This window comes from Ilumatobacter sp., assembly GCF_046290335.1.
Lineage (GTDB): Bacteria > Actinomycetota > Acidimicrobiia > Acidimicrobiales > Ilumatobacteraceae > Ilumatobacter_A.
Genome location: NZ_JBKAGH010000001.1, coordinates 119,109 through 138,766, shown reverse-complemented (window position 1 = coordinate 138,766; position 19,658 = coordinate 119,109). Strand labels below are relative to the sequence as shown.

18 protein-coding genes are annotated in these 19,658 nt (G+C 65.4%); 9 read left to right on the top strand and 9 right to left on the bottom strand.

Annotated features, from left to right (window positions below):
* Positions 1 to 10 precede the first annotated feature (10 nt).
* Both ACE37B_RS00585 and ACE37B_RS00580 read left to right on the top strand, forming a co-directional pair.
* Complete coding sequence (locus tag ACE37B_RS00585) at positions 11 to 2,293, top strand: aconitate hydratase (protein ID WP_409921343.1); 2,283 nt, start codon at positions 11 to 13, stop codon at positions 2,291 to 2,293.
* A gap of 7 nt (positions 2,294 to 2,300) precedes the next feature.
* Positions 2,301 to 2,780 (top strand): hypothetical protein, encoded by a 480-nt coding sequence (locus tag ACE37B_RS00580; RefSeq protein WP_409921342.1) that lies wholly within the window; start codon positions 2,301 to 2,303, stop codon positions 2,778 to 2,780.
* 36 nt (positions 2,781 to 2,816) lie between these two features.
* Here the strand turns inward: ACE37B_RS00580 and trpA are convergent, their stop codons facing one another.
* The 3 genes from trpA to ACE37B_RS00565 are packed head-to-tail and all read right to left on the bottom strand — an operon-like array spanning position 2,817 to position 5,506.
* Positions 2,817 to 3,587 (bottom strand): tryptophan synthase subunit alpha, encoded by a 771-nt coding sequence (gene trpA, locus ACE37B_RS00575; protein ID WP_409921341.1) that lies wholly within the window; start codon positions 3,585 to 3,587, stop codon positions 2,817 to 2,819.
* Complete coding sequence (gene trpB, locus ACE37B_RS00570; RefSeq protein ID WP_409921340.1) at positions 3,587 to 4,795, bottom strand: tryptophan synthase subunit beta; 1,209 nt, start codon at positions 4,793 to 4,795, stop codon at positions 3,587 to 3,589. The genes trpA and trpB overlap by 1 nt, the downstream gene beginning before the upstream one ends.
* A gap of 57 nt (positions 4,796 to 4,852) precedes the next feature.
* The gene (locus tag ACE37B_RS00565) at positions 4,853 to 5,506 is read right to left on the bottom strand and encodes a phosphoribosylanthranilate isomerase (protein WP_409921339.1); all 654 of its coding nucleotides are present in this window, start codon (positions 5,504 to 5,506) and stop codon (positions 4,853 to 4,855) included.
* Positions 5,507 to 5,589: 83 nt separating this feature from the next.
* Here ACE37B_RS00565 and ACE37B_RS00560 point away from each other — a divergent pair, with 83 nt between their 5' ends.
* Positions 5,590 to 6,333 (top strand): polyphosphate kinase 2 family protein, encoded by a 744-nt coding sequence (locus tag ACE37B_RS00560; protein WP_409921338.1) that lies wholly within the window; start codon positions 5,590 to 5,592, stop codon positions 6,331 to 6,333.
* Positions 6,334 to 6,417: 84 nt separating this feature from the next.
* Positions 6,418 to 7,275 (top strand): SDR family NAD(P)-dependent oxidoreductase, encoded by an 858-nt coding sequence (locus tag ACE37B_RS00555; protein ID WP_409921337.1) that lies wholly within the window; start codon positions 6,418 to 6,420, stop codon positions 7,273 to 7,275.
* A gap of 17 nt (positions 7,276 to 7,292) precedes the next feature.
* Here the strand turns inward: ACE37B_RS00555 and ACE37B_RS00550 are convergent, their stop codons facing one another.
* The 5 genes from ACE37B_RS00550 to ACE37B_RS00530 all read right to left on the bottom strand — a co-directional run bounded on the left by ACE37B_RS00550 (position 7,293) and on the right by ACE37B_RS00530 (position 12,778).
* Positions 7,293 to 8,069 (bottom strand): indole-3-glycerol phosphate synthase TrpC, encoded by a 777-nt coding sequence (locus ACE37B_RS00550; RefSeq protein WP_409921336.1) that lies wholly within the window; start codon positions 8,067 to 8,069, stop codon positions 7,293 to 7,295.
* A 43-nt stretch (positions 8,070 to 8,112) separates the two neighbouring features.
* On the bottom strand, positions 8,113 to 9,423 hold the full coding sequence (locus ACE37B_RS00545) for a glycine--tRNA ligase (RefSeq protein ID WP_409921335.1): 1,311 nt from the start codon (positions 9,421 to 9,423) through the stop codon (positions 8,113 to 8,115).
* 71 nt (positions 9,424 to 9,494) lie between these two features.
* Positions 9,495 to 11,273: a von Willebrand factor type A domain-containing protein gene (locus ACE37B_RS00540; protein WP_409921334.1), complete on the bottom strand. Its 1,779-nt coding sequence runs from the start codon at positions 11,271 to 11,273 to the stop codon at positions 9,495 to 9,497.
* A 119-nt stretch (positions 11,274 to 11,392) separates the two neighbouring features.
* Positions 11,393 to 12,121 carry a DNA repair protein RecO gene (gene recO / locus ACE37B_RS00535; RefSeq protein WP_409921333.1) on the bottom strand — a complete coding sequence of 243 codons (729 nt, stop codon included), beginning with the start codon at positions 12,119 to 12,121 and terminating at the stop codon, positions 11,393 to 11,395.
* A gap of 54 nt (positions 12,122 to 12,175) precedes the next feature.
* Positions 12,176 to 12,778 (bottom strand): undecaprenyl diphosphate synthase family protein, encoded by a 603-nt coding sequence (locus tag ACE37B_RS00530; RefSeq protein ID WP_409921332.1) that lies wholly within the window; start codon positions 12,776 to 12,778, stop codon positions 12,176 to 12,178.
* A 114-nt stretch (positions 12,779 to 12,892) separates the two neighbouring features.
* On the opposite strand from ACE37B_RS00530, the gene uppS reads away from it, so the two are divergent.
* From uppS to ACE37B_RS00510, 4 genes are all read left to right on the top strand, one after another.
* Positions 12,893 to 13,588: a polyprenyl diphosphate synthase gene (uppS, locus tag ACE37B_RS00525; RefSeq protein ID WP_409921331.1), complete on the top strand. Its 696-nt coding sequence runs from the start codon at positions 12,893 to 12,895 to the stop codon at positions 13,586 to 13,588.
* Complete coding sequence (locus tag ACE37B_RS00520; protein WP_409921330.1) at positions 13,585 to 15,492, top strand: ATP-dependent DNA helicase; 1,908 nt, start codon at positions 13,585 to 13,587, stop codon at positions 15,490 to 15,492. Before uppS ends, ACE37B_RS00520 begins: the two co-directional genes overlap by 4 nt.
* A gap of 10 nt (positions 15,493 to 15,502) precedes the next feature.
* Positions 15,503 to 16,657: an aromatic ring-hydroxylating oxygenase subunit alpha gene (locus tag ACE37B_RS00515; RefSeq protein WP_409921329.1), complete on the top strand. Its 1,155-nt coding sequence runs from the start codon at positions 15,503 to 15,505 to the stop codon at positions 16,655 to 16,657.
* A gap of 121 nt (positions 16,658 to 16,778) precedes the next feature.
* Positions 16,779 to 17,621: an IS5 family transposase gene (locus tag ACE37B_RS00510; RefSeq protein WP_409921328.1), complete on the top strand. Its 843-nt coding sequence runs from the start codon at positions 16,779 to 16,781 to the stop codon at positions 17,619 to 17,621.
* 28 nt (positions 17,622 to 17,649) lie between these two features.
* Here ACE37B_RS00510 and fbaA read toward each other — a convergent pair whose 3' ends face one another.
* Positions 17,650 to 18,732 carry a class II fructose-bisphosphate aldolase gene (fbaA, locus tag ACE37B_RS00505; RefSeq protein WP_409921327.1) on the bottom strand — a complete coding sequence of 361 codons (1,083 nt, stop codon included), beginning with the start codon at positions 18,730 to 18,732 and terminating at the stop codon, positions 17,650 to 17,652.
* A gap of 111 nt (positions 18,733 to 18,843) precedes the next feature.
* Here fbaA and ACE37B_RS00500 point away from each other — a divergent pair, with 111 nt between their 5' ends.
* Positions 18,844 to 19,632, top strand: coding sequence for an enoyl-CoA hydratase-related protein (locus tag ACE37B_RS00500; RefSeq protein WP_409921326.1), 789 nt, complete (start codon positions 18,844 to 18,846; stop codon positions 19,630 to 19,632).
* Positions 19,633 to 19,658: the final 26 nt, after the last annotated feature.

Here is a 19,658-nt window from a genome sequence, read left to right as displayed (position 1 = left end):
AGTTGTCTACATGCAAGCGTCTGCGACCACCCCGATCGAACTCGTCGAATCCGTCTACGGAACCCTGGCCGAACGGGTCCAGCTCGGGCGAGAACGCCTCGGACGGCCGCTCACCCTGACCGAGAAGATCCTCATCAACCACCTGGTCGATCCGGCGACCCAGGAGATGGAACGCGGCGAGAGCTACGCCGACTTCCACCCCGACCGCGTGGCGATGCAGGATGCCACCGCGCAGATGGCCTTGTTGCAGTTCATGACGGCCGGGCTCGATGAAGCGGCGGTGCCGTCGACCGTGCACTGCGACCACCTCATCCAGGCGAAAGTCGGCGCTGCCATCGACTTGGGCGTGGCGATCGACACCAACGCAGAGGTGTACGACTTCCTCAAGTCCGTGTCGGCCCGCTACGGCCTCGGCTTCTGGGGCCCCGGCTCGGGCATCATCCACCAGGTCGTGCTCGAGAACTACGCCTTTCCGGGCGGCATGATGATCGGCACCGACAGCCACACGCCCAACGCAGGTGGCCTCGGCATGATCGCGATCGGCGTCGGTGGCGCCGATGCGGTCGACGTCATGACCGGCTTCCCGTTCAACGTCAAGTGGCCGAAGGTGATCGGTGTCCGCCTCACCGGCGAACTCAGCGGATGGTCCAGTCCGAAAGACGTGATCCTCGAAGTCGCGCGCCAGCTCACGGTGAAGGGTGGCACCGGCGCCATCGTCGAATACCACGGCCCTGGCGCCGAGACGATCTCGGCGACCGGGAAGGGCACGATCTGCAACATGGGTGCCGAGATCGGGGCGACGACCTCGACGTTCCCGTACGACCTGAACATGGCGATGTACCTGAAGTCGACGGGCCGCGAAGCGATCGCCGACGCGGCCGACCAGGTCGCCGAGCACCTCCGTCCCGACGACGGGGCGCTGTACGACCAGCTGCTCGAGATCGACCTCAGCACCCTCAAGCCGCAGATCAACGGCCCCCACTCCCCCGACCGCGCCCACCTCGTCGGTGCGGCCGGCATCGGTGCGGCCGCTCGCGAACACGGATGGCCGCTGGAGCCGTCCGCGTGCCTGATCGGCTCGTGCACCAACTCGTCCTACGAGGACATCACCCGCGTCGCCTCGATCGCCCGGCAGGCCGCCGCTTCGGGGATCACGGCGAAGACCGAACTCTTGATCACGCCCGGCTCCGAGCAGGTGCGCGCGACGATCGAACGTGACGGTCTGCTCGCCGACCTCGAGGCGATCGGCGCCACCGTCCTCGCCAACGCGTGCGGTCCGTGCATCGGGCAGTGGTCGCGTCCGGCGTCGGTGACCGGTCAGCCGAACACGATCGTCAACTCGTTCAACCGCAACTTCCCGAAGCGCAACGACGGCTCCGCCAACACGCTCAGCTTCGTCACCTCCCCCGACACCGTGCTCGCGATCGCACTGTCGGGTCGACTCGACTTCGACCCGACCGTCGACACGATCACGGCCCCCGACGGCACCGAGATCCTGCTCGACGCACCGGTGGGCGAGGTGCTGCCGTCCGCCGGATTCGATCCGGGCGAAGACACGTTCACCGCTCCCCCGGCCGATGGCGGCGACGACATCGAGGTCATCGTGTCGCCGACCTCCGACCGCCTCCAACTGCTCGAACCGTTCGAGCCGTGGGACGGCAACGACATCATGGGCCTCCCGGTCCTGGTCAAGGCGCAGGGCAAGTTCACCACCGACCACATCTCCATGGCGGGACCGTGGCTCAAGTACCGCGGGCACCTCGAGAACATCTCGGGCAACCTGTACCTCGGTGCCGTCAACGCCTTCTCCCAGGCCGACGGCATGGACTACGAGGTCGGCTACGGCAAGAACCAGCTCACCGGCGCGACCCAGACCTTCCCCGACATCGCCGAGGCGTATCACGCCGCTGGGCAGCCGTGGGTCGTGATCGGCGACGAGAACATGGGCGAGGGTTCGAGCCGCGAGCACGCGGCGATGGAACCGCGCTTCCGCAAGGGCATCGTGGCGATCGCCCGCAGCTTCGCCCGCATCCACGAGACGAACCTCAAGAAGCAGGGCATGATCCCGCTCACCTTCGCCGATCCTGCCGACTACGACAAGATCGACGAAGACGACCGGATCAACGTGGTCGGGCTCCCACCCGTGCCCGGCCAGCCGGTCCGCTGCCAGATCGTCAAGCCGGATGGTTCGATCGTCGACTTCGAGGCGAAGCACACCTTCAGCCCCGAGCAGGTCGAGTGGTTCAAGGCCGGGTCGGCGCTCAACATCATCCGCCAGAAGTCCGGCGGCTGACCGTCCCGTGGCTCGGCGCCGACGCGAGTCACATCGCACCGAAGTCGTCGTCGGGCCCGCTGGAGCGCGGGCCCACCTCATCATCTCGATCGACGTGATCGACTGGGATCCGGCGCCACCCTCCACGAAAGGTCATGGTGCCTGGCACGATGACCTTTCTGCGGAGGTCGCCGTGTTGCGCCCCTGGCTGCGTCCCGCCGCCGACCTGAACCTCGAGTCGTTGGCCGACAGCCCGACGTCTGCAGCCATCGTGATCGACCGTTTCGCCCTGCGCCTACACCTCGATGCCGACACGTCGGCGGGCGAAGCCACCGTCACCCACGAGGGTGAGGCGTTTCACGATGCAGCAGTCGAACACGGCGTTGCGGTGCACGTTCTCGCACGGGTCGACCCTCGACGGTCGTCTTCCGACGAACGGCTGGCTACGGCTCGTCGCGGCGGCGCGGTCGGCGCGCTGATCCCGGCCTTCGCCGTCCAGTCGATCTGAGCAGCGCCTCCGGTGTGGAAGGCGTCACCCGGCGAGTCATGGTGCGTCGAGAGCCGAGCGCACCTCAGCGACGTAGTCACCGACGGCGTCGGGCCCGAACTGCATGAGACGTCGAACCATGCTGGCGCCTTGGATCACTCCGTCGGCCACTCGGGTCGCCTGATACGCCTGCTCCGCGTTGGAGACACCGACGCCGACGAGCACGGGTGTGTCGGTCACCGCCTTGAGTCGTGCGGCGAGATCGGTGGCGGTCTCGGCAAGCGACGATCGCTCACCCGTCACCCCGAGGAGACCGACCGAGTACAGAAAACCCCGGGCTCGGGCGGCGACCAATGGCAAGCGCTCGTCGGGCGCCGTCGGCGCGGCGAGCATGATCGTCTCGATGCCGTGAGCGTCGGCCGCCTCGCACCACGGACCGGCTTCCTCCAGTGGGAGATCGGGCAGGATCGCGCCCGAGATTCCCGCTCGAGCGAGTTCGGCGGCGAAACGCTCGGGGCCCGGATGGTGCACGAGGTTGTAGTACGTCATGACCGCGAGCGGGATGTCGACATCGAGATCGGGCACCTCATGGAGAATCGACGTCGGGGTCACGCCTGCCTCCAGCGCTGCCTGTGACGCCTGCTGGATCACAGGTCCGTCCATGACCGGATCGGAGAAGGGAATCCCGATCTCGATCGCGTCGGCGCCGTTGGCCGCGCAGGCGCGGATCGCCTCCTGCCACCCCGGGTAACCGCCCGTGATGTACGGGACCAGCAGCTTGCGCCCCTCGGCGCGCTTGGCTCGGAACTCCGACTCGATGCGGCCCATCAGGCGCCCGTCCCGCCGAACTCGTCGGCGAGGATGTCCATCATCTGGGCCACGTCCTTGTCGCCACGACCCGACAGGTTCATCAGCACCGTCTGCCCCTGCAGATTCGGCGCCTCCCGCGAGATCCACGCCACCGCATGCGCACACTCCAGCGCTGGGATGATGCCCTCGGTTTCCGACAGCAGCCGAAAACCAGCGATGACCTCGTCGTCGGTGACGCTGGGGTACTCCGCCCGGCCGATCGACGCCAGATGGGAGTGCTCCGGCCCGACACCCGGGTAGTCGAGCCCGGCCGAGATCGAGACCGCCTCCTCGACTTGGCCGACCTCGTCTTGCATCAGGTAACTGCGCGACCCGTGGACGACGCCGGGGGTACCACGGCCAACTGCAGCTCCACCCGCTGGCTCGACACCAACGAGCCGAGTCGCTGCCTCGTCGACGAAGCCCGAGAAGATCCCCATCGCGTTCGAACCGCCGCCGACACACGCCACGACCACGTCGGGCATCTCGCCGGTCATCTCCTGGATCTGGGCGTGCGCTTCGTCGCCGATGATGGATTGGAACTGGCGCACCATGTAGGGATAGGGATGCGGACCCACGACCGATCCCAGGCAGAAGTGCGTGTCGGACACGTTGGCGACCCAGTGGCGCATCGCTTCGTTGACGGCGTCTTTCAGCGTTCGGCTCCCCGACTCGACCGATTCGACCTCGGCCCCGAGCAGCTTCATGCGGAACACGTTCAGCGCTTGACGTTCGACGTCGACGGCGCCCATGTACACCTTGCACTCGAGGCCCATCAACGCTGCTGCGGTGGCGCTCGCGACGCCATGCTGACCTGCGCCCGTGTCGGCGACGATGCGATGCTTGCCCATACGTTTGGCCAGCAGCGCCTGTCCGATGACGTTGTTGATCTTGTGCGAGCCGGTGTGGTTGAGATCTTCGCGCTTCAGGATCAGCCGGATGCCGAGTCGAGCGCCGAGGTTGTGACACTCGGTCATGATCGACGGACGCCCTGAGTACTTCTCGTGCACGTCGGTCAACTCGGCTCGAAACATGGGGTCTGCCCAGGCGTCAGCGAAGGATGCTTCCAGTTCCTGGCAGGCCGGAACGAGCGTCTCGGGGACGAACCGTCCCCCGAATTCGCCGAAGCGACCAGTCGGATCCGGCGCGGCTGACAGGCTGGCAGAGGGAGCTGGAGGAGGGTTCATCTCCTTCGCAATGTAGCGATCACCGCAGACGGGTGCGCAACGGTAATCGGAGACGCCCTACTCGAAGTCCCAGTTGTACGGACCATCGTCGTCGCCGCGGTACTGCTCCGGGGCGGCAGACTTGGCGTTTTCGATGAAGCGCATGACCGCGACCGGGTCCTTCTTTCCAGGTGACTTCTCCACGCCGCTCGACACGTCGACGCCCCATGGCTCGACTTCGGTGATCGCCGCCGTGACGTTGTCAGCGTGCAGCCCGCCGGCCAGGATCAGTTTCAGCTGCGACGGGGCATCGCCGGCGAGGTTCCAATCGAACACCTTTCCCGAACCCGGCTCGGGAGCATCCATCAGGATCATGTCGGTGCCGTACCGATCGGCCCGTGGCAGGTTCTCGTCACCGGCGGCAAACGCCTTGATCGTCCAGCGGAAGTGTCCGGCGATCTCGCGACACTGCTCGGCGGTCTCGTGACCGTGCAATTGCACGCCTTTCACGCCGGCCTTGTGTCCGATCTCGATCACGCGTGCGGGAAGTTCGTTGCGGAACACACCGACGGTGAGAATCTCCGGCGGGAGTCGACGGGTGATGTCATAGGCCTGCTGCGCCGAGATCTGACGTGGCGATGGAGCGAAGATGAACCCGACGGCGTCGGCGCCCATGGCGACCGCCAAGAGCGCATCGTCTTCGTTGGTGATGCCGCAGATCTTGACGAACATGGTGCGTCGTACGGTACCCGACCGGCTCGGGGTCGCTCGTGTATTGGCTCGCCGCGAGTGACGATCGGTAGGGTCTCGGGCGCATGGGACGACTGGACGACATCGATCTCACCCTTCGCCTCGATCGCGACGAGTACGAGAAGCGGCTCGCAGCAGCGCAGGCACGTTTCCTCGAGCTCCGTCTCGGCCTCGGCGGCCAGACCAACGGCGGCAAGATCGGACCCGGCCTCCTCGTCGTGGTCGAAGGTGTCGATGCTGGCGGAAAGGGTGGCGCCATCCGACGTACGGTCGAAGTGCTCGACCCCCGTCACTTCTCGGTCTACTCCTACTCGAAGCCCGACGAACGCGAGAAGCGCCACCACTTCCTCTGGCGATTCTGGACCAAGGTGCCGGGACTCGGCGGGATGTGCCTGTTCGACCGGAGTTGGTATGGACGCTTGCTCGTCGAGCGCGTCGAGGGGTTCGCTACCGAGGAACAGTGGACGCGCGCCTACGACGAGATCGTGCAGTTCGAGCGGTCGCTCGTTCTCGAGGGCGTGATCCTCGTCAAGATGTGGATGCAGGTGAGCCAGGAGGAACAGCTTCGACGCTTCGAGAACCGTGCCGCCGACCCACTGCGACAGTGGAAACTCAACGACGAAGACTGGCGCAACCGCGACAAGTGGCCGCGCTACGTCGAGGCGATCGAGGACATGTTCGCCAAGACCGACCACGAGTTCGCACCGTGGAACCTCATCTCCGGCGAACACAAGAAGTGGGCGCGCGTCCAGTTCTTGGAAACCCTCAACGAGCGAATCGTCGAGGGCATCGAGCGCTACCGCGACTGACATGACCGGAACCTCGAGAATCTCAGCGTCGACCACCTCACCGTCGACGATTTCACCGCAACTCGCCCCCGAACCGCGGCGCTCGTGAAGCACTTCAGCGGGCGAGTCGCCGCCGTCACCGGTGCCGGCTCGGGTATCGGGCAGGCACTCGCACTCGCGCTCGCCGAACGCGGTGCGCATCTGTCGCTCAGCGACGTCGATGAGGCCGGGCTCGCCGAGACGGTCGCGCGCTGCGAGAGGCCGGGCGTTCGCGTATCTCCCGCCCGGGTCGACGTGGCTGACCGCGACGCCGTGTTCGCGTGGGCTGACGATGTCGTCGAGCAACACGGCGGCGTCGATCTCGTGATCAACAACGCCGGTGTCGGTCTCGGAGCCGCTGCAGCCGCGCAATCGATCGACGATTTCGAGTGGCTGATGAACATCAACTTCTGGGGTGTCGTGCACGGCACCCAGGCGTTTCTGCCGCATCTGCGGCATTCTGGTGACGGGCACGTGGTCAATATCTCGAGCGTGTTCGGCCTCGTCAGCATCCCCACGCAGTCGGCCTACAACGCGTCGAAGTTCGCAGTGCGTGGGTTCACCGATGCGCTTCGGATGGAGCTCGAGATCGAGGGGGCCGGCGTGTCGGCCACGACCATCCACCCCGGGGGTATCCGGACCAGCATCGCGCGCAACGCCCGTACCGACGAGAGCATGATCATCGCCGGGAGTTCCGCCGCCGAGTTCGTGAACGAGTTCGACAAGCTCGCTCGCAGCACGCCGGAGAAGGCCGCTCGTCAGATCCTGAAGGCCGTCGAGCGCAATCGTCGACGCGCGCTCATCGGACCGGACGCGAAAGTGTTCGATCTCGTGTCCCGGCTGCCAGCGGGGCTGTACCAGCGGCTGCTGGTCGCCGACGCGAAACGACGACGCTCGGGAGCCGCCCGAAACGACCAGGGCTGAATCGAGCCCGGGGCCGATCAACCGATCAGGTCACCGATCGCTGCGATCGGATCGCCGCTCGTCACGAGCGTCTCGCCGACCAGAACCGCGTGATAGCCGGCATCGTGCAGCATCCGGGCGTCGTCGGATCCGCGGACCCCGGATTCGGCGACCTTGACCGCGTGGTCGGGAATCACGCCAGCCATGCGCACGGCGCGAGCATGATCGACCTGAAACGTCACGAGATCGCGTTGATTCACGCCGATCAGCGTCGCATCGGCAGCGAGTGCGTGATCGAGTTCGTGCTCGTCGTGGATCTCGACGAGCACGTCGAGTCCGATGTCGACCGCCAGACGGTGGAACCGAGCGAGCTCGCTCGGGTCGAGCGCGGCGGCGATCAGCAGCACGCAGTCGGCCCCCATCAACCGAGCGTCGACGACATCGTGTTCGCACACCGTGAAGTCCTTGCGGATCACCGGGAGCGAACACGAACCGCGGGCAGCCTGTAGGTCGTCGACGGAGCCTCCGAATCCTTCGACGTCGGTGAGCACCGACAGACACGACGCTCCGCCTGCTTCGTACTGTCGGGCCCACACAGCCGGATCGAGGCCGATGTTCAGATCGCCCTTCGACGGCGAGCGACGCTTGATCTCGGCGATGACGGCCAGACGATCACGCCCGGCGAGCGCGCGACGAAACCCGCGAGCTGGCGCCATCGCCATCGCCTGGTCGACCAGCGGGTCGAGCGGACGAGCGTCGGCCTCCGCCATCTCTCGATGACGGGCGAGAATCTTGTCGAGGTACGTCACGGCCACGCCGTCATTGTGGCGACAGAGTGGGTCTGACCCACTCTGTCGTTCAGAAGCCGAGACGTTGGCCGACGGTGCTGAGGAGGTCGGAGATCGGAACGCGGACCTGCTCGGTCGTGTCACGATCTCGCACGGTGACGGCTTGATCGTCGAGCGAATCGAAGTCGACCGTGACGGCCAGCGGCGTGCCGATCTCGTCTTGGCGTCGGTAGCGCTTGCCGATGTTCTGCGTTTCGTCGTAGTCGACCATGTACCGATCGGCGAGCAGCTTGCGGACCTCGTGCGCGAGCGGCGTGAGCGTGTCCTTCTTGCTCAACGGCAACACGGCGATCTTGTACGGAGCGAGCCGCGGATGCAAACGCAGCACCGTGCGGGTCTCGCCGTTGATCTCGTCTTCGTCGTAGGCGGCGAGGAGGAACGCCGCCATCGTGCGGGTCGCCCCGGCGGCCGGCTCGATCACATAGGGCACGTAGCGTTCGTTCGTCTGCGGATCGAAATAGTCGAGCCGCTCACCCGACACCGCCGAGTGGGCCTTGAGGTCGTAGTCGGTGCGCTGTGCGATGCCTTCGAGCTCGTCGAAGCCCCACGGAAACTTGAACTCGACGTCGGACGTGCCTGCCGAATAGTGCGACAACTCGTCGTCGTCATGCGGGCGCAACATCAACATGTCGGCCGGAATGCCGTGCTCGATGTACCAGTTCAGCCGCTCGTTGCACCAGTACTCGTACCACTGCGCCGACTCCTCGGGCGGCACGAAGAACTCGAGCTCCATCTGCTCGAACTCGCGGGTGCGGAAGATCCAGTTCTGCGGCGTGATCTCGTTACGGAACGACTTGCCGACCTGCGCGATGCCGAACGGAGGCTTCTTTCGCGAGGTCTGCAGCACCTGACCGAAGTTCGTGAACATGCCTTGCGCCGTCTCGGGACGCAGGTACGCATCGGCGCCCGTGCCCTCGACCGGGCCTGCCTGGGTCTTGAACATCAGGTTGAACTCGCGAGCCTCGGTGAACGTGCCCGTCTTTCCACAGTTGGGGCAGGTGTCCGGGTCGTCCAGCTTGTCGAGCCGATGCCGCGTCTTGCAGTCCGTGCAGTCGACCAGTGGGTCGGAGAAATTCGCCAGATGTCCAGACGCCTGCCACACCTGCGGTGGGCTGAGGATGGCCGCATCGATCAACACGACGTCGTCGCGCTGTTGCACCATCGAGCGCACCCACGCCTCTTTCACATTGCGCAGCAACAACGAGCCGAGCGGCCCGTAGTCGTACGTCGAGCGGAACCCGCCGTAGATCTCGGCGGATTGGTACACGAACCCGCGGCGCTTGCAGAGGGAGACGATCTGTTCGAGATCTGTTGCGGCCATAGGGCCGACAGGCTACGCCCGTCACCCGCCGATGGCCCGGCCACTTTCCGTGTCCCGGTACTCGCTGCGGCTCAGCTCAAGGCAGCAGCGCGATCGATCAGCTCGGCGAGTGCCTCGACCTGGTCGGCGTCGCCATCGCGATTGTCCGAGCCCTGTTCCGAGTAGTCGTCGGCCAATCGCCATGCTTCTTCGACCAACGAGTCGAGGTCGACGTCGTCGGCGAACGGGTTGTCACGCAACTTCTCGGCAAAGGTCGCGACCACGGTGGCGAGCTGGAAGTCGAGCGGCGTGTTCGACCAGGCGGGTTCGATGTCACGCAGGTCGATGTCTTCGTCGATCTCGTCCACCTCACGCGACTTCGGGCTCTCCCAGCGCAGGAAGACCTCGCCGAGTTGCTCGCGATCGTCGAGCTCGATGCCCCGCTGCAGTTCGATCTCGTACATCGCCGTCACCTGATGATCGGCACCGAGTTCGCCTGCATCGACGTCATCATTGCGAAAATCGCTGTCGCGAACACCGCGGTTCTCGAACCCGATCAGGCGGTAGGCCCGTACGACGTCCGGATCGAACTCGACCTGGATCTTGGCGTCCTTCGCGACGGTGACGAGCGTCGACGTCAACTCGTTCTCGAACAGCCGCTCCGCTTCGTCGTCGGTGTCGACGTAGGCGTAGAACCCGTCGCCCTGGTTCGCGAGCTGTTCCATCGTCTCGTCGTTGAAGTTGCCCATCCCGAACCCGACCGTCACCAGGTCGATCCCGTTGTCGGCGTCGTCGCGGATCATGGCCGCGAGCTGTCCCGGATCGGTGACCCCGGCATTGGCCACGCCGTCGGATGCCAGGATCACACGGTTGATGCCGTCGGGGTCGAAGGCCTCCCGTGCGAGTTCGTAACCCTCCCGGAGACCGGCCTCGAGGTCGGTCGAGCCACCTGGGCCCAGGCGGTCGATGGCGCCGAGGATCGTCCGCCGCTCCGACGCAGGCGTCGGCTCGAGCACGATCCCCGAGGTGTCGCTGTACGTGACGATCGCGACGGTGTCGTCGTCGCGGAGTTCGTCGACCAGGATCGACAACGAATCCTTGACGAGTCCGAGCCGGTCGTCTCGGTCCATCGATCCCGACGTGTCGATCACGAAGGTCAGGGCTGCATCGCCTCGCTCGTCGTCGCCGACGACCTCGGCTTGTACGCCGACCCGCACCAGCAGGTTGTCGGGATCGAACGGCGACGGGCCACCGTCGACCGACACCTCGAGCCCGGATCGCGGTACCCGATAGGAGTAGTCGAACGCGTTGATGTACTCCTCGGGCCGAACCGACTCGATCGGAGGCAAGGCACCTTCGTCGAGCCACCGTCGAGCGATCGAATACGAACCGGTGTCGACGTCGAGTGCGAAGGTCGACAGCGGGTCGACCTCGGTGTCGATGAACTCGCGGTACCCGTAGTCCGCGAAACGATTGTCGTCGAAGCGGCCTTCGGCATCGTCGGTCTCTTCCTCCCCGAAGAGACCGCCGTCACCGTCACGTGCGTCACCCGACTCGGTCGATGCCGCATCGTCGGCCGCATCGTCGGCCGCATCGTCCGGTCGATCACTGGCCGGTTCCTGCGCCGGTTCCTCGGCTGGTTCACTGGCCGGTTCCTCCGCGTCGACCGGCGCGGGCCCGACCAGGTCCCCCTCGGCATCACCTCCCCCGACATCACCGGCATCACCGGCATCACCGGCATCACCGAAGAGGCCGTCGTCGGTCGTCTCCTCTTCCGAGCTGCGGTCGTTCTCCGCACTCGAATCGTCATCACCCCCACAGGCGGTGATGGCGACCCCCAAGGCCACCAGAGCGGCCACTTGCTTGCTCACGTTGCGGTGCTTCATCGGCGTTCGACGCCCACAGCGGCGCAACGGTTCCCGAAGCCGAGCGTCGACCCGAAAACGTCATCTTCCGGTGAGGCGCGCCAGCGATGCGAAACGGCGACGATTCAGTGCGACTCGAACATCGCCGCAGCCTTGAGCCGGCGTTCGATCTGGTACTCCAGCGCTTTCGTCGCGAGCGAGGCCACCTCGTGGGTCGCCGGAGACGCTTCCTGGGCCAAGGCCTCCACGAGACGCCCACCGAGAATGTCGCGCAACAGGATCAATGCGTCAGCGCTGATCGCCTGGCCGGATCGGCACGATCGGCACAGCACACCGCCTTCGTTGAGGTCGAAGGCAACGAGCGCGGTGCCAGGCTCTCCCTCGCCGCAGCGGATGCAGCGGTGCAACTGCGGGGAGAACCCTTCGCGTGCCAGCAGCTTCCAGTAGAAGGCCGGCACGTTGAGCGGTGACGGCTTCTCCGCGATCGTGCGCAGCACACCGACCAACATCTTGTACAGCGTCGGATTCGGTTCGCGTTCGATCGAGAGTTGATCGACGGCTTCGAGAGCAGCGAGTCCCTGTGACGCCCGGTCGAGCGACGACAACATCGGCGACAACGGCTCGACCGCTTCGGCCTGGCTCACGATGTCGAGTTGGCGACCCTGGTACAACAGCAGACGCACGTGACTCATCGGCTCCAGACGAGCCCCGAACTTCGACCGGGTCTTGCGGATCCCTTTCGCGACCGCTCGCACCTTGCCGTGCTCGAGCGTGTGGATCACCACGATCCGGTCCGACTCGCCGAGCTTGTACGTCCGCAGCACCACGCCCACGTCTCGGTACAAACCGCTCATCGGCGACCCACTCGTTCGCTCCTGGCAGCGGTGTCGCCGAGGTATGCCATGCGGTCAGCCGACGGATTCGTCGGTGTGGCGAGCATCGTCGACACCACCGAAACGACGCTCGCGTTGGGCGAAGTCGGCAATCGCCTCGACGAGGTGCTCGGTCGACAACTCGCTCCACGCCATCGGCCGAAACACCAGCTCGCCGTACGCGAGCTCCCAGACGATCGACGGCGGAAGACGCGTCGACGCGCCGAGCACCACGATGAGGTCCGGCTCGCAGTCGGCGGGTGCGTACAACATCTCGGACACGGTCGCTTCGTTCACCGGCTCGTCGTCGGGGAGCGCCGCCATGGCTTGCGCGAATCGTTCCCGACCGTCACCGCAGGGGTCGATGATCACGTGGCAGGAGCTCACCTGACGCTCCCAGCGCTCGCTGTCGCTCGGTCGAACGCCCGGCTCGAACGCGCGCAGCGTCAAGAAGGTCGCTCCGGCGTTCGCGGCCACCGCACCCAACTCGGTGACCCGCTCGTCCCACCGCTTCACACCGAGATCGTCCCAATCGCCGAGGGTGCCACCCACCACCATCACGTGGCGCAGGAACTGGCGCGTCGGATCGGCTGACGGAACAGCCTCCGGAAGCGGCCGGGTGATCGAAGACGACACCATCGACACATCATGCCATGACGTTCGCTGCGGTACCCTCCATGCCGTCACGTGGGCCCGCCATTCCGGTGACGATGGCCGATCTGGTGCGCACCTCGACGAGTAGCGTGCAGGTTCGTGTCCGCCGAACCCTCGATGTCCCGTCACGACGGCCTTCTCCACGTCGCGTGCATCATGGACGGCAACGGCCGATGGGCTGGCGCCCGCGGGCTGCCTCGGACCGAAGGCCACACCGAAGGCGAAGAGAACCTTGCCCGGCTCGTTCGCGTCGCCGTCGCACGAGGGATCGACTATCTCACCGTCTTCGGGTTCTCCACGGAGAATTGGCGCCGACCTCGCCCCGAGGTACGCCACATCCTCGGCCTGCACGAGAAGCTGTTCGGCCGAGTCGCCGAACTGAACGAACTCGGCGTCCGGATCCAGTGGATCGGTCGTCCCTTCGATTCGAGCGAAGCAAAGACCCCCCGCTACGTCCAGCGCGCCATCCGTAAGGCGATCAACGACACAGCGTCGAACACCGGCATGACCCTGACGGTCGCGTTCGACTACGGCGGCCGCTCCGAACTCGTGGCCGCCGTCCAACAGGCACGACTCGATCCCGACGGCGTCACCGTCGACTCGATCTCCCGCCACCTCTACCTGCCCGATCTCCCACCGGTCGACGTGCTGGTCCGCACGAGTGGAGAACGTCGAGTCTCGAACTTCCTGCTCTGGCAGGCGGCTGGCGCATCGATCTACTTCACCGACGCTCCGTGGCCTGATTTCGATGCTGTCGAACTCGACGCCGCACTCCGGTTGGTCACCGACTCGTGACCGAAGACGCCAACGCTCCGATTCGTGCGCGCGTCCCGGAGTTGGTCGCGGTCACCTCGGCACTCGACCACAGCGAAGATCGTGACGGGCAGCACCGGATGGCTGCGCTCGTCCGTGACGCGATCGAATCCAAACGCCACTTGGTCGTGCAGGCGGGAACGGGAACGGGCAAGACGTTGGCGTACCTGGTACCGGCGCTCGCATCGGGCTCTTCCATCGTCGTCGCCACCGCGACGAAGGCGCTCCAGGATCAACTCGCGACGAAGGACCTCCCGTTCCTCGCTGACCACCTGGGTGTGGATTTCGACTGGGCGGTGCTGAAGGGGCGCAGCAACTACGTGTGTCTGCAGCGCCTTCGGGAAGTCGCCGATCCCGATCAGTCACAACTCGAACTCGACTCGATGGCCGTGGTGACGAAGGCCGAGATCAAGAAGATCGCCGAGTGGGCGGCCGACTCCACCACCGGCGACCAATCCGAACTCGACTGGACGCCCTCCGACAACGCCTGGCGCTCCGTCAGTGTCGGCAGCGACGAATGTCCCGGTGCCGAACGATGTCCGATGGGCGGCTCGTGCTTCGCCGAGAACGCACGGCACCGGGCCCAAGTCGCCGACGTCACCGTCGTCAACACGCATCTCTACGGCCTCGACGTCGCAGCCGACGGAGCGATCCTGCCCGACCACGACGTCGTGGTCTTCGACGAGGCGCACGTCCTCGAAGACATCATGAGCGACACCGTCGGTGTCCAGATCTCACCGGGTCGTTTCGTGGCCTTGTCTGCGACGATTCGTCGGATCATCGACGACCCGCAATTGGTCGGATCGGTCGCCGAACTCGGCGAGGGTCTGCGCGACGTCTTGAGTGATCACATCGGCGAGCGACTGAGCACCCCGCTGCCGGATTCGATCCAGGAACCGCTCGTCGACGCCCGCCTCAAACTCGGCGCCGCCAACGACGCAATCGCCGCGATCGACACGTCCAACGAGGACGCCAAGCAACGCAAGCTGCGAGCACAGACGATGACCGGGCGCTCGATCCAGCAACTCGACGTCGCGATCGAAGGCCGAGAGGGCTACGTCGCTTTCGTCTCGGGATCACGCGATGCTCCTCGGCTGGAGATCGCTCCGCTCGACGTCGGCCCCACCATGCACGAAGGCGTCTGGACTCGGCGAACGGCGATCCTGACCAGTGCGACCATTCCGACGTCGCTCCCCTCCCGCCTCGGCATCGAACTCGACGGCCTCGAGATCGCCGACGTCGGTAGCCCGTTCGACTACGCCAACAACTCACTGCTGTACTGCGCGATCCACCTCCCGAACCCGAACGCACCCGACTTCCGGGCCAAGGCCAACGACGAACTCGAAGCGATGATCCGAGCCGCAGGTGGGCGGACCCTCGCGCTGTTCACCAGCTACCGGGCGATGGACGAAGCCGCAGAGGCGATGCGCGAACGGCTCGATCTCCCGATCCTGACCCAACGCGACCTGCCGAAGCCGGCCCTCGTCAAGGCCTTCGCTGACGACGACGCCACCTGCCTGTTCGCGACCGCCGGGTTGTTCCAAGGCGTCGACGTTCCCGGCTCCACGCTGTCGCTCGTCGTCATCGACCGGATCCCCTTCCCACGCCCGGACGACCCGTTGCTCTCCGCTCGCCGCGACCTGCTCGGTCGCAACGCGTTCAGCGAGATCGACATCCCGCGAGCGTCGATGATGTTGGCCCAAGCCGCCGGGCGGCTCATTCGATCGACCACCGATCGCGGCGTGGTCGCGGTGCTCGACCCTCGTCTCGGCACGGCGAAGTATCGCTGGGACATCGTGAAGGCACTCCCCCCGATGAAGCGGACCCGCCACCGCGACGAGGTCGAGACGTTCTTGCGCACGATTGCGGAGACCCCCGGCGAATAACGTCGCCGACATGACCTCGGACTCGGCACGCACGCAGTTGATCGCTCAAGCACGACGGACGATCGAACACGTCGAACAGGGCACGATTCCGCTCGTCGACGACACGATGACGATCCCCGTCTCCCGCTATCAGGATCAGGAGCGCTGGGCGCGCGAAGTCGACATCGTGTTCAAACGCACACCGTTGATGCTCGGCTTCTCGATCGAGATCCCGAATCCTGGCGACTACAAGGCGATGGACGTCGTCGGCGTCAAGGTCATCATCACCCGCGGCGTCGACGGGCAGGTCCGTTCGTTCGTCAACATGTGCTCACATCGAGGCGCCCAGTTGGTCGACGAGGGCACCGGCTCCACTCGCCGTTTCGCCTGTCCGTACCACAACTGGAACTACGACAACGAGGGAACGCTGGTCGGGGTGACCAACCGACAGGACTTCGGCGAGGTCGACACGAGCTGTCTCGGGCTGACACCACTGCCGACCGCCGAGCGCTGCGGGCTGCTGTGGGTCGTCCTCACGCCAGGCGCCGAGATGGATATCGATGCCCACCTCGGCGGCTACGCCGAGATGCTCGATCACTTCGACTTCGGCGACCGCTGGTACTCGCTCGGCAACCAACAGATCCCGGGTCCGAACTGGAAGCTCGCATACGACGGCTACCTCGACTTCTACCACATCCCGTTTCTGCACCGAGACACCTTCGGGCCCGACTTCTCGAGCCGACCGATCTACGACGCGTGGGGTCCGCATCAACGGATGACAGCGTTCAGTGAAAGCCTGCTGAAGTTCAAGGACGTCCCCGACGACGAGATCGATCTCGAGCTCATCGACGGCGGTGTCTGGACGATCTTCCCGCACGTGTCGATCGCCGGATTCCCGGTCGGCAACCGCGGGCTGATGGTGTCACAACTGTTTCCCGGCCCGACGCCCGACACGTCGATCACGATCCAGAACTTCCTCACCGACACCGAACCTGACGACGAACTCCGCGAACTCGCGAAGAAGACCGCAGCGTTCTACGACCACGTCGTGCGCGACGAGGACTACTTCACCGGGATCCGAATCGGTCAGAACATCGAGACCGGCGCCAAGTCGCAGTTCCTGTTCGGTCGCAACGAAGGCGGCGGCCAGACCTTCCACCGCTACCTCGACCAACTGCTCGCCTGACCCCAGGCGTAACGGTTTGTGTCAGGAGGTCGCGCGGATAGGTGACCATCCACCGGTCGGTGGGTTGGCTCGGTTTTCATACCGAGTGCGACCCAACTAACCGACCGGGGAGGTCACCCATATGATGCGCGCGCTCGATTCTGAAGTCCACGATGCGGTGTTCGAAACGATCCGAGGCTTGCTCCCGGACCGGCCCGAACATCCGTTGGGTTGTCATCGGCCCCGTATCGACGACCTGGTCTGTTTGCGGGGTCTGTTGATTCGTCTCGTGACGGGCGCATCGTGGGAGACCGTCGAGTTCTTGATGGGCTACACCGTGTCCGACACCACCCTGCGGTCCCGTCGCGACGAGTGGATCGACGCCGGGGTGTTCGATCAACTGCTCGAGCAAGCACTGGCCGCGTACGACCGAATCATCGGTCTGGACCCGACCCATGTCACCATCGACGGCAGCGAACACTTTGCCCCGTGCGGGGGTGAAGGAACCGCTGCAGGCCCGAAAACCCACGGTCGTCTGGGCTGGAAGTGGTGCGCCGGCGTCGACGCCGACGGCATCCCGATCGGCTGGGTCATCGACGGCGCAAACCGCCAGGACTACCGACTGTTGCAACCCACCCTCAACGCGATCACCGCACATCCCGTCACCGCACGGATCGGCACCCTGCACCTCGACCGAGGATTCGGCTACAAATCACTCCCCGACAGACTCGCCGACTACACGATCGGCGACGTGAACGTGATCCCACGAAACCAGCCAGGTCAGGGCCGCATCCAACTCGTCGGATTCGGGCGCCGCTGGGTCGCTGAACGCACCCACTCCTGGTTCACCAACTACGGCCAAATCCAACGCAACACCGACCGCCGAGCAACACACCGCCACGCCGCCCTCTGCCTCGCAACCGTGTTCCTCATCACCGCACGACTCATCGACCACCGCAACACCAACTACCGCCCTATCCGCTGACGCTCCAGACACAAACCGTTACGGGTGCTCAGGCGAGTGTGCCGATGTTGTTCAGTTCGGCGAAGGCCTGCTCCAGGCGCTCGACGAAGCTGACCTCGCCGGCGCGGAGCCACACCCGAGGGTCGTAGTGCTTCTTGTTCGGCGAGTCGGGACCCTCGGGGTTGCCGAGCTGGCCCTGGAGATAGTCGTGCTTGCCGGCTTCGTAGCCGCGAACACCGTCCCAGAACGCCCACTGGAGATCGGTGTCGATGTTCATCTTGATCACGCCGTAGCTGATCGCTTCGGCGATCTCGTCCGGCGTCGAGCCCGAGCCGCCGTGAAACACGAAGTTCACGGGGAGATCGGAGTCGGTCCCGAACTTCTCCGCGATGTGCGCCTGTGCGTCGCGCAGGATCGTCGGAGTGAGCTTCACGTTGCCCGGCTTGTACACCCCGTGCACGTTGCCGAAGGCGGCCGCGATCGTGAAGTTCGGGCTGACCTCCATCAGCCGCTCATAGGCGTAGGCGACCTCCTCTGGCTTGGAGTAGAGATCGGCCGGGTCGGCGTCGGAGTTGTCGACGCCGTCCTCTTCGCCACCAGTGATGCCGAGCTCGATCTCGAGGGTCATCCCCATCGGCGCCATGCGCTTCAGGAAGTCGACGCAGATGTCGAGGTTCTCCTCCATCGGCTCCTCCGACAGATCGAGCATGTGCGAGCTGAACAGCGGCTGACCGGTCGCTTCGAAGTGCTGCTCGCCTTCGTCGAGGAGTCCGGAGATCCATCCGAGCTTCTTCTTCGGGCAATGGTCGGTGTGGAGGATGACACGGGCGCCGTACGCCTCCGCCATCGTCTGCACGTGCTTGGCGCCCGCGACCGAGCCGAGAATCGACGCCCGATCGCCGTCCACCGGCACGTTCTTGCCAGCTACGAACGCCGAGCCGCTGGTCGAGAACTGGATGATCACCGGACTGTTCACCTTGCCAGCGGTCTCCATCACCGCGTTCATCGAGTTCGTGCCGATGCAATTGGCAGCCGGCAGGGCGAACCGATTGGCCTTCGCGAGTGCGAACACTCGATTGAGGTCGTCGCCGGTGAGAACGCCGGCCGGAAACTCGTTGCTGATGTCAGTCACGTTGGCCGAGTGTAGATGCCAAGTCGCGACCTCGTCAGAACACCCGACGGCATCGATGCCGCTCTCACCGCGATCCCGTACGAACCCACCCCGGTCGATACGGTCGCGGGCATGAACACTGGATCATCGACCACCGGTTCCGAGACACCACTCGTGTCGATCTCGATCGACGACGGCATCGCCACGATCACCCTGGACTCACCCCACAACCGAAACGCCTTGTCGCGCCAACTCGTTCGCGAGTTGTCGCACTGCATCGACGAGGCCGAAGCCGCCGACGCTCGAGCGATCGTGCTGCGCCACGAGGGACCAGCCTTCTGTGCCGGGGCGGATCTGAAAGAACGAGCGCAAGGCAGCGACGAATCCGACTCGGTTCCGTTCCCGAACATCATGGCGCGCCTGATGGACACGCCTCGCCCGACCATCGCCGCCGTCGACGGCGCGGTTCGCGCTGGGGGGATCGGCCTGATGGCATCCTGCGATCTCATCGTGGTCAACGAACGCGTCGACTTCGCGTTGACCGAGGTCCGGATCGGTGTGGCGATCGCCATGATCTCGGTCCCGATCCTGCGTCGGGTGCCCGCGTCACGACTCGCTGCTGCGCTGTACACCGGTGAATCCTTCGATGCGAAGACTGCGCTCGACATCGGCCTCGTCACCCACGTCACCGACGACGTCTCGCAGACGGTTGCCCGCCTGCTCGAGGGGATCCGTGCTGGTGCTCCTCGAGCGGTCGCCGAGACCAAACGGATCTTGCAGTTGGTGCCGACGCTGGAACGCGACGAAGCGTTTCGTCGCATGACGAAGTTGTCCACCGAGATGTTCAACAGCCCCGACGCTGCCGAGGGGATGGCTGCGTTCCGGGAGAAGCGTTTGCCGGCCTGGAATCCGAACGCCTGAGCGGGCTTTCGGGGCGGAGCGTGTCC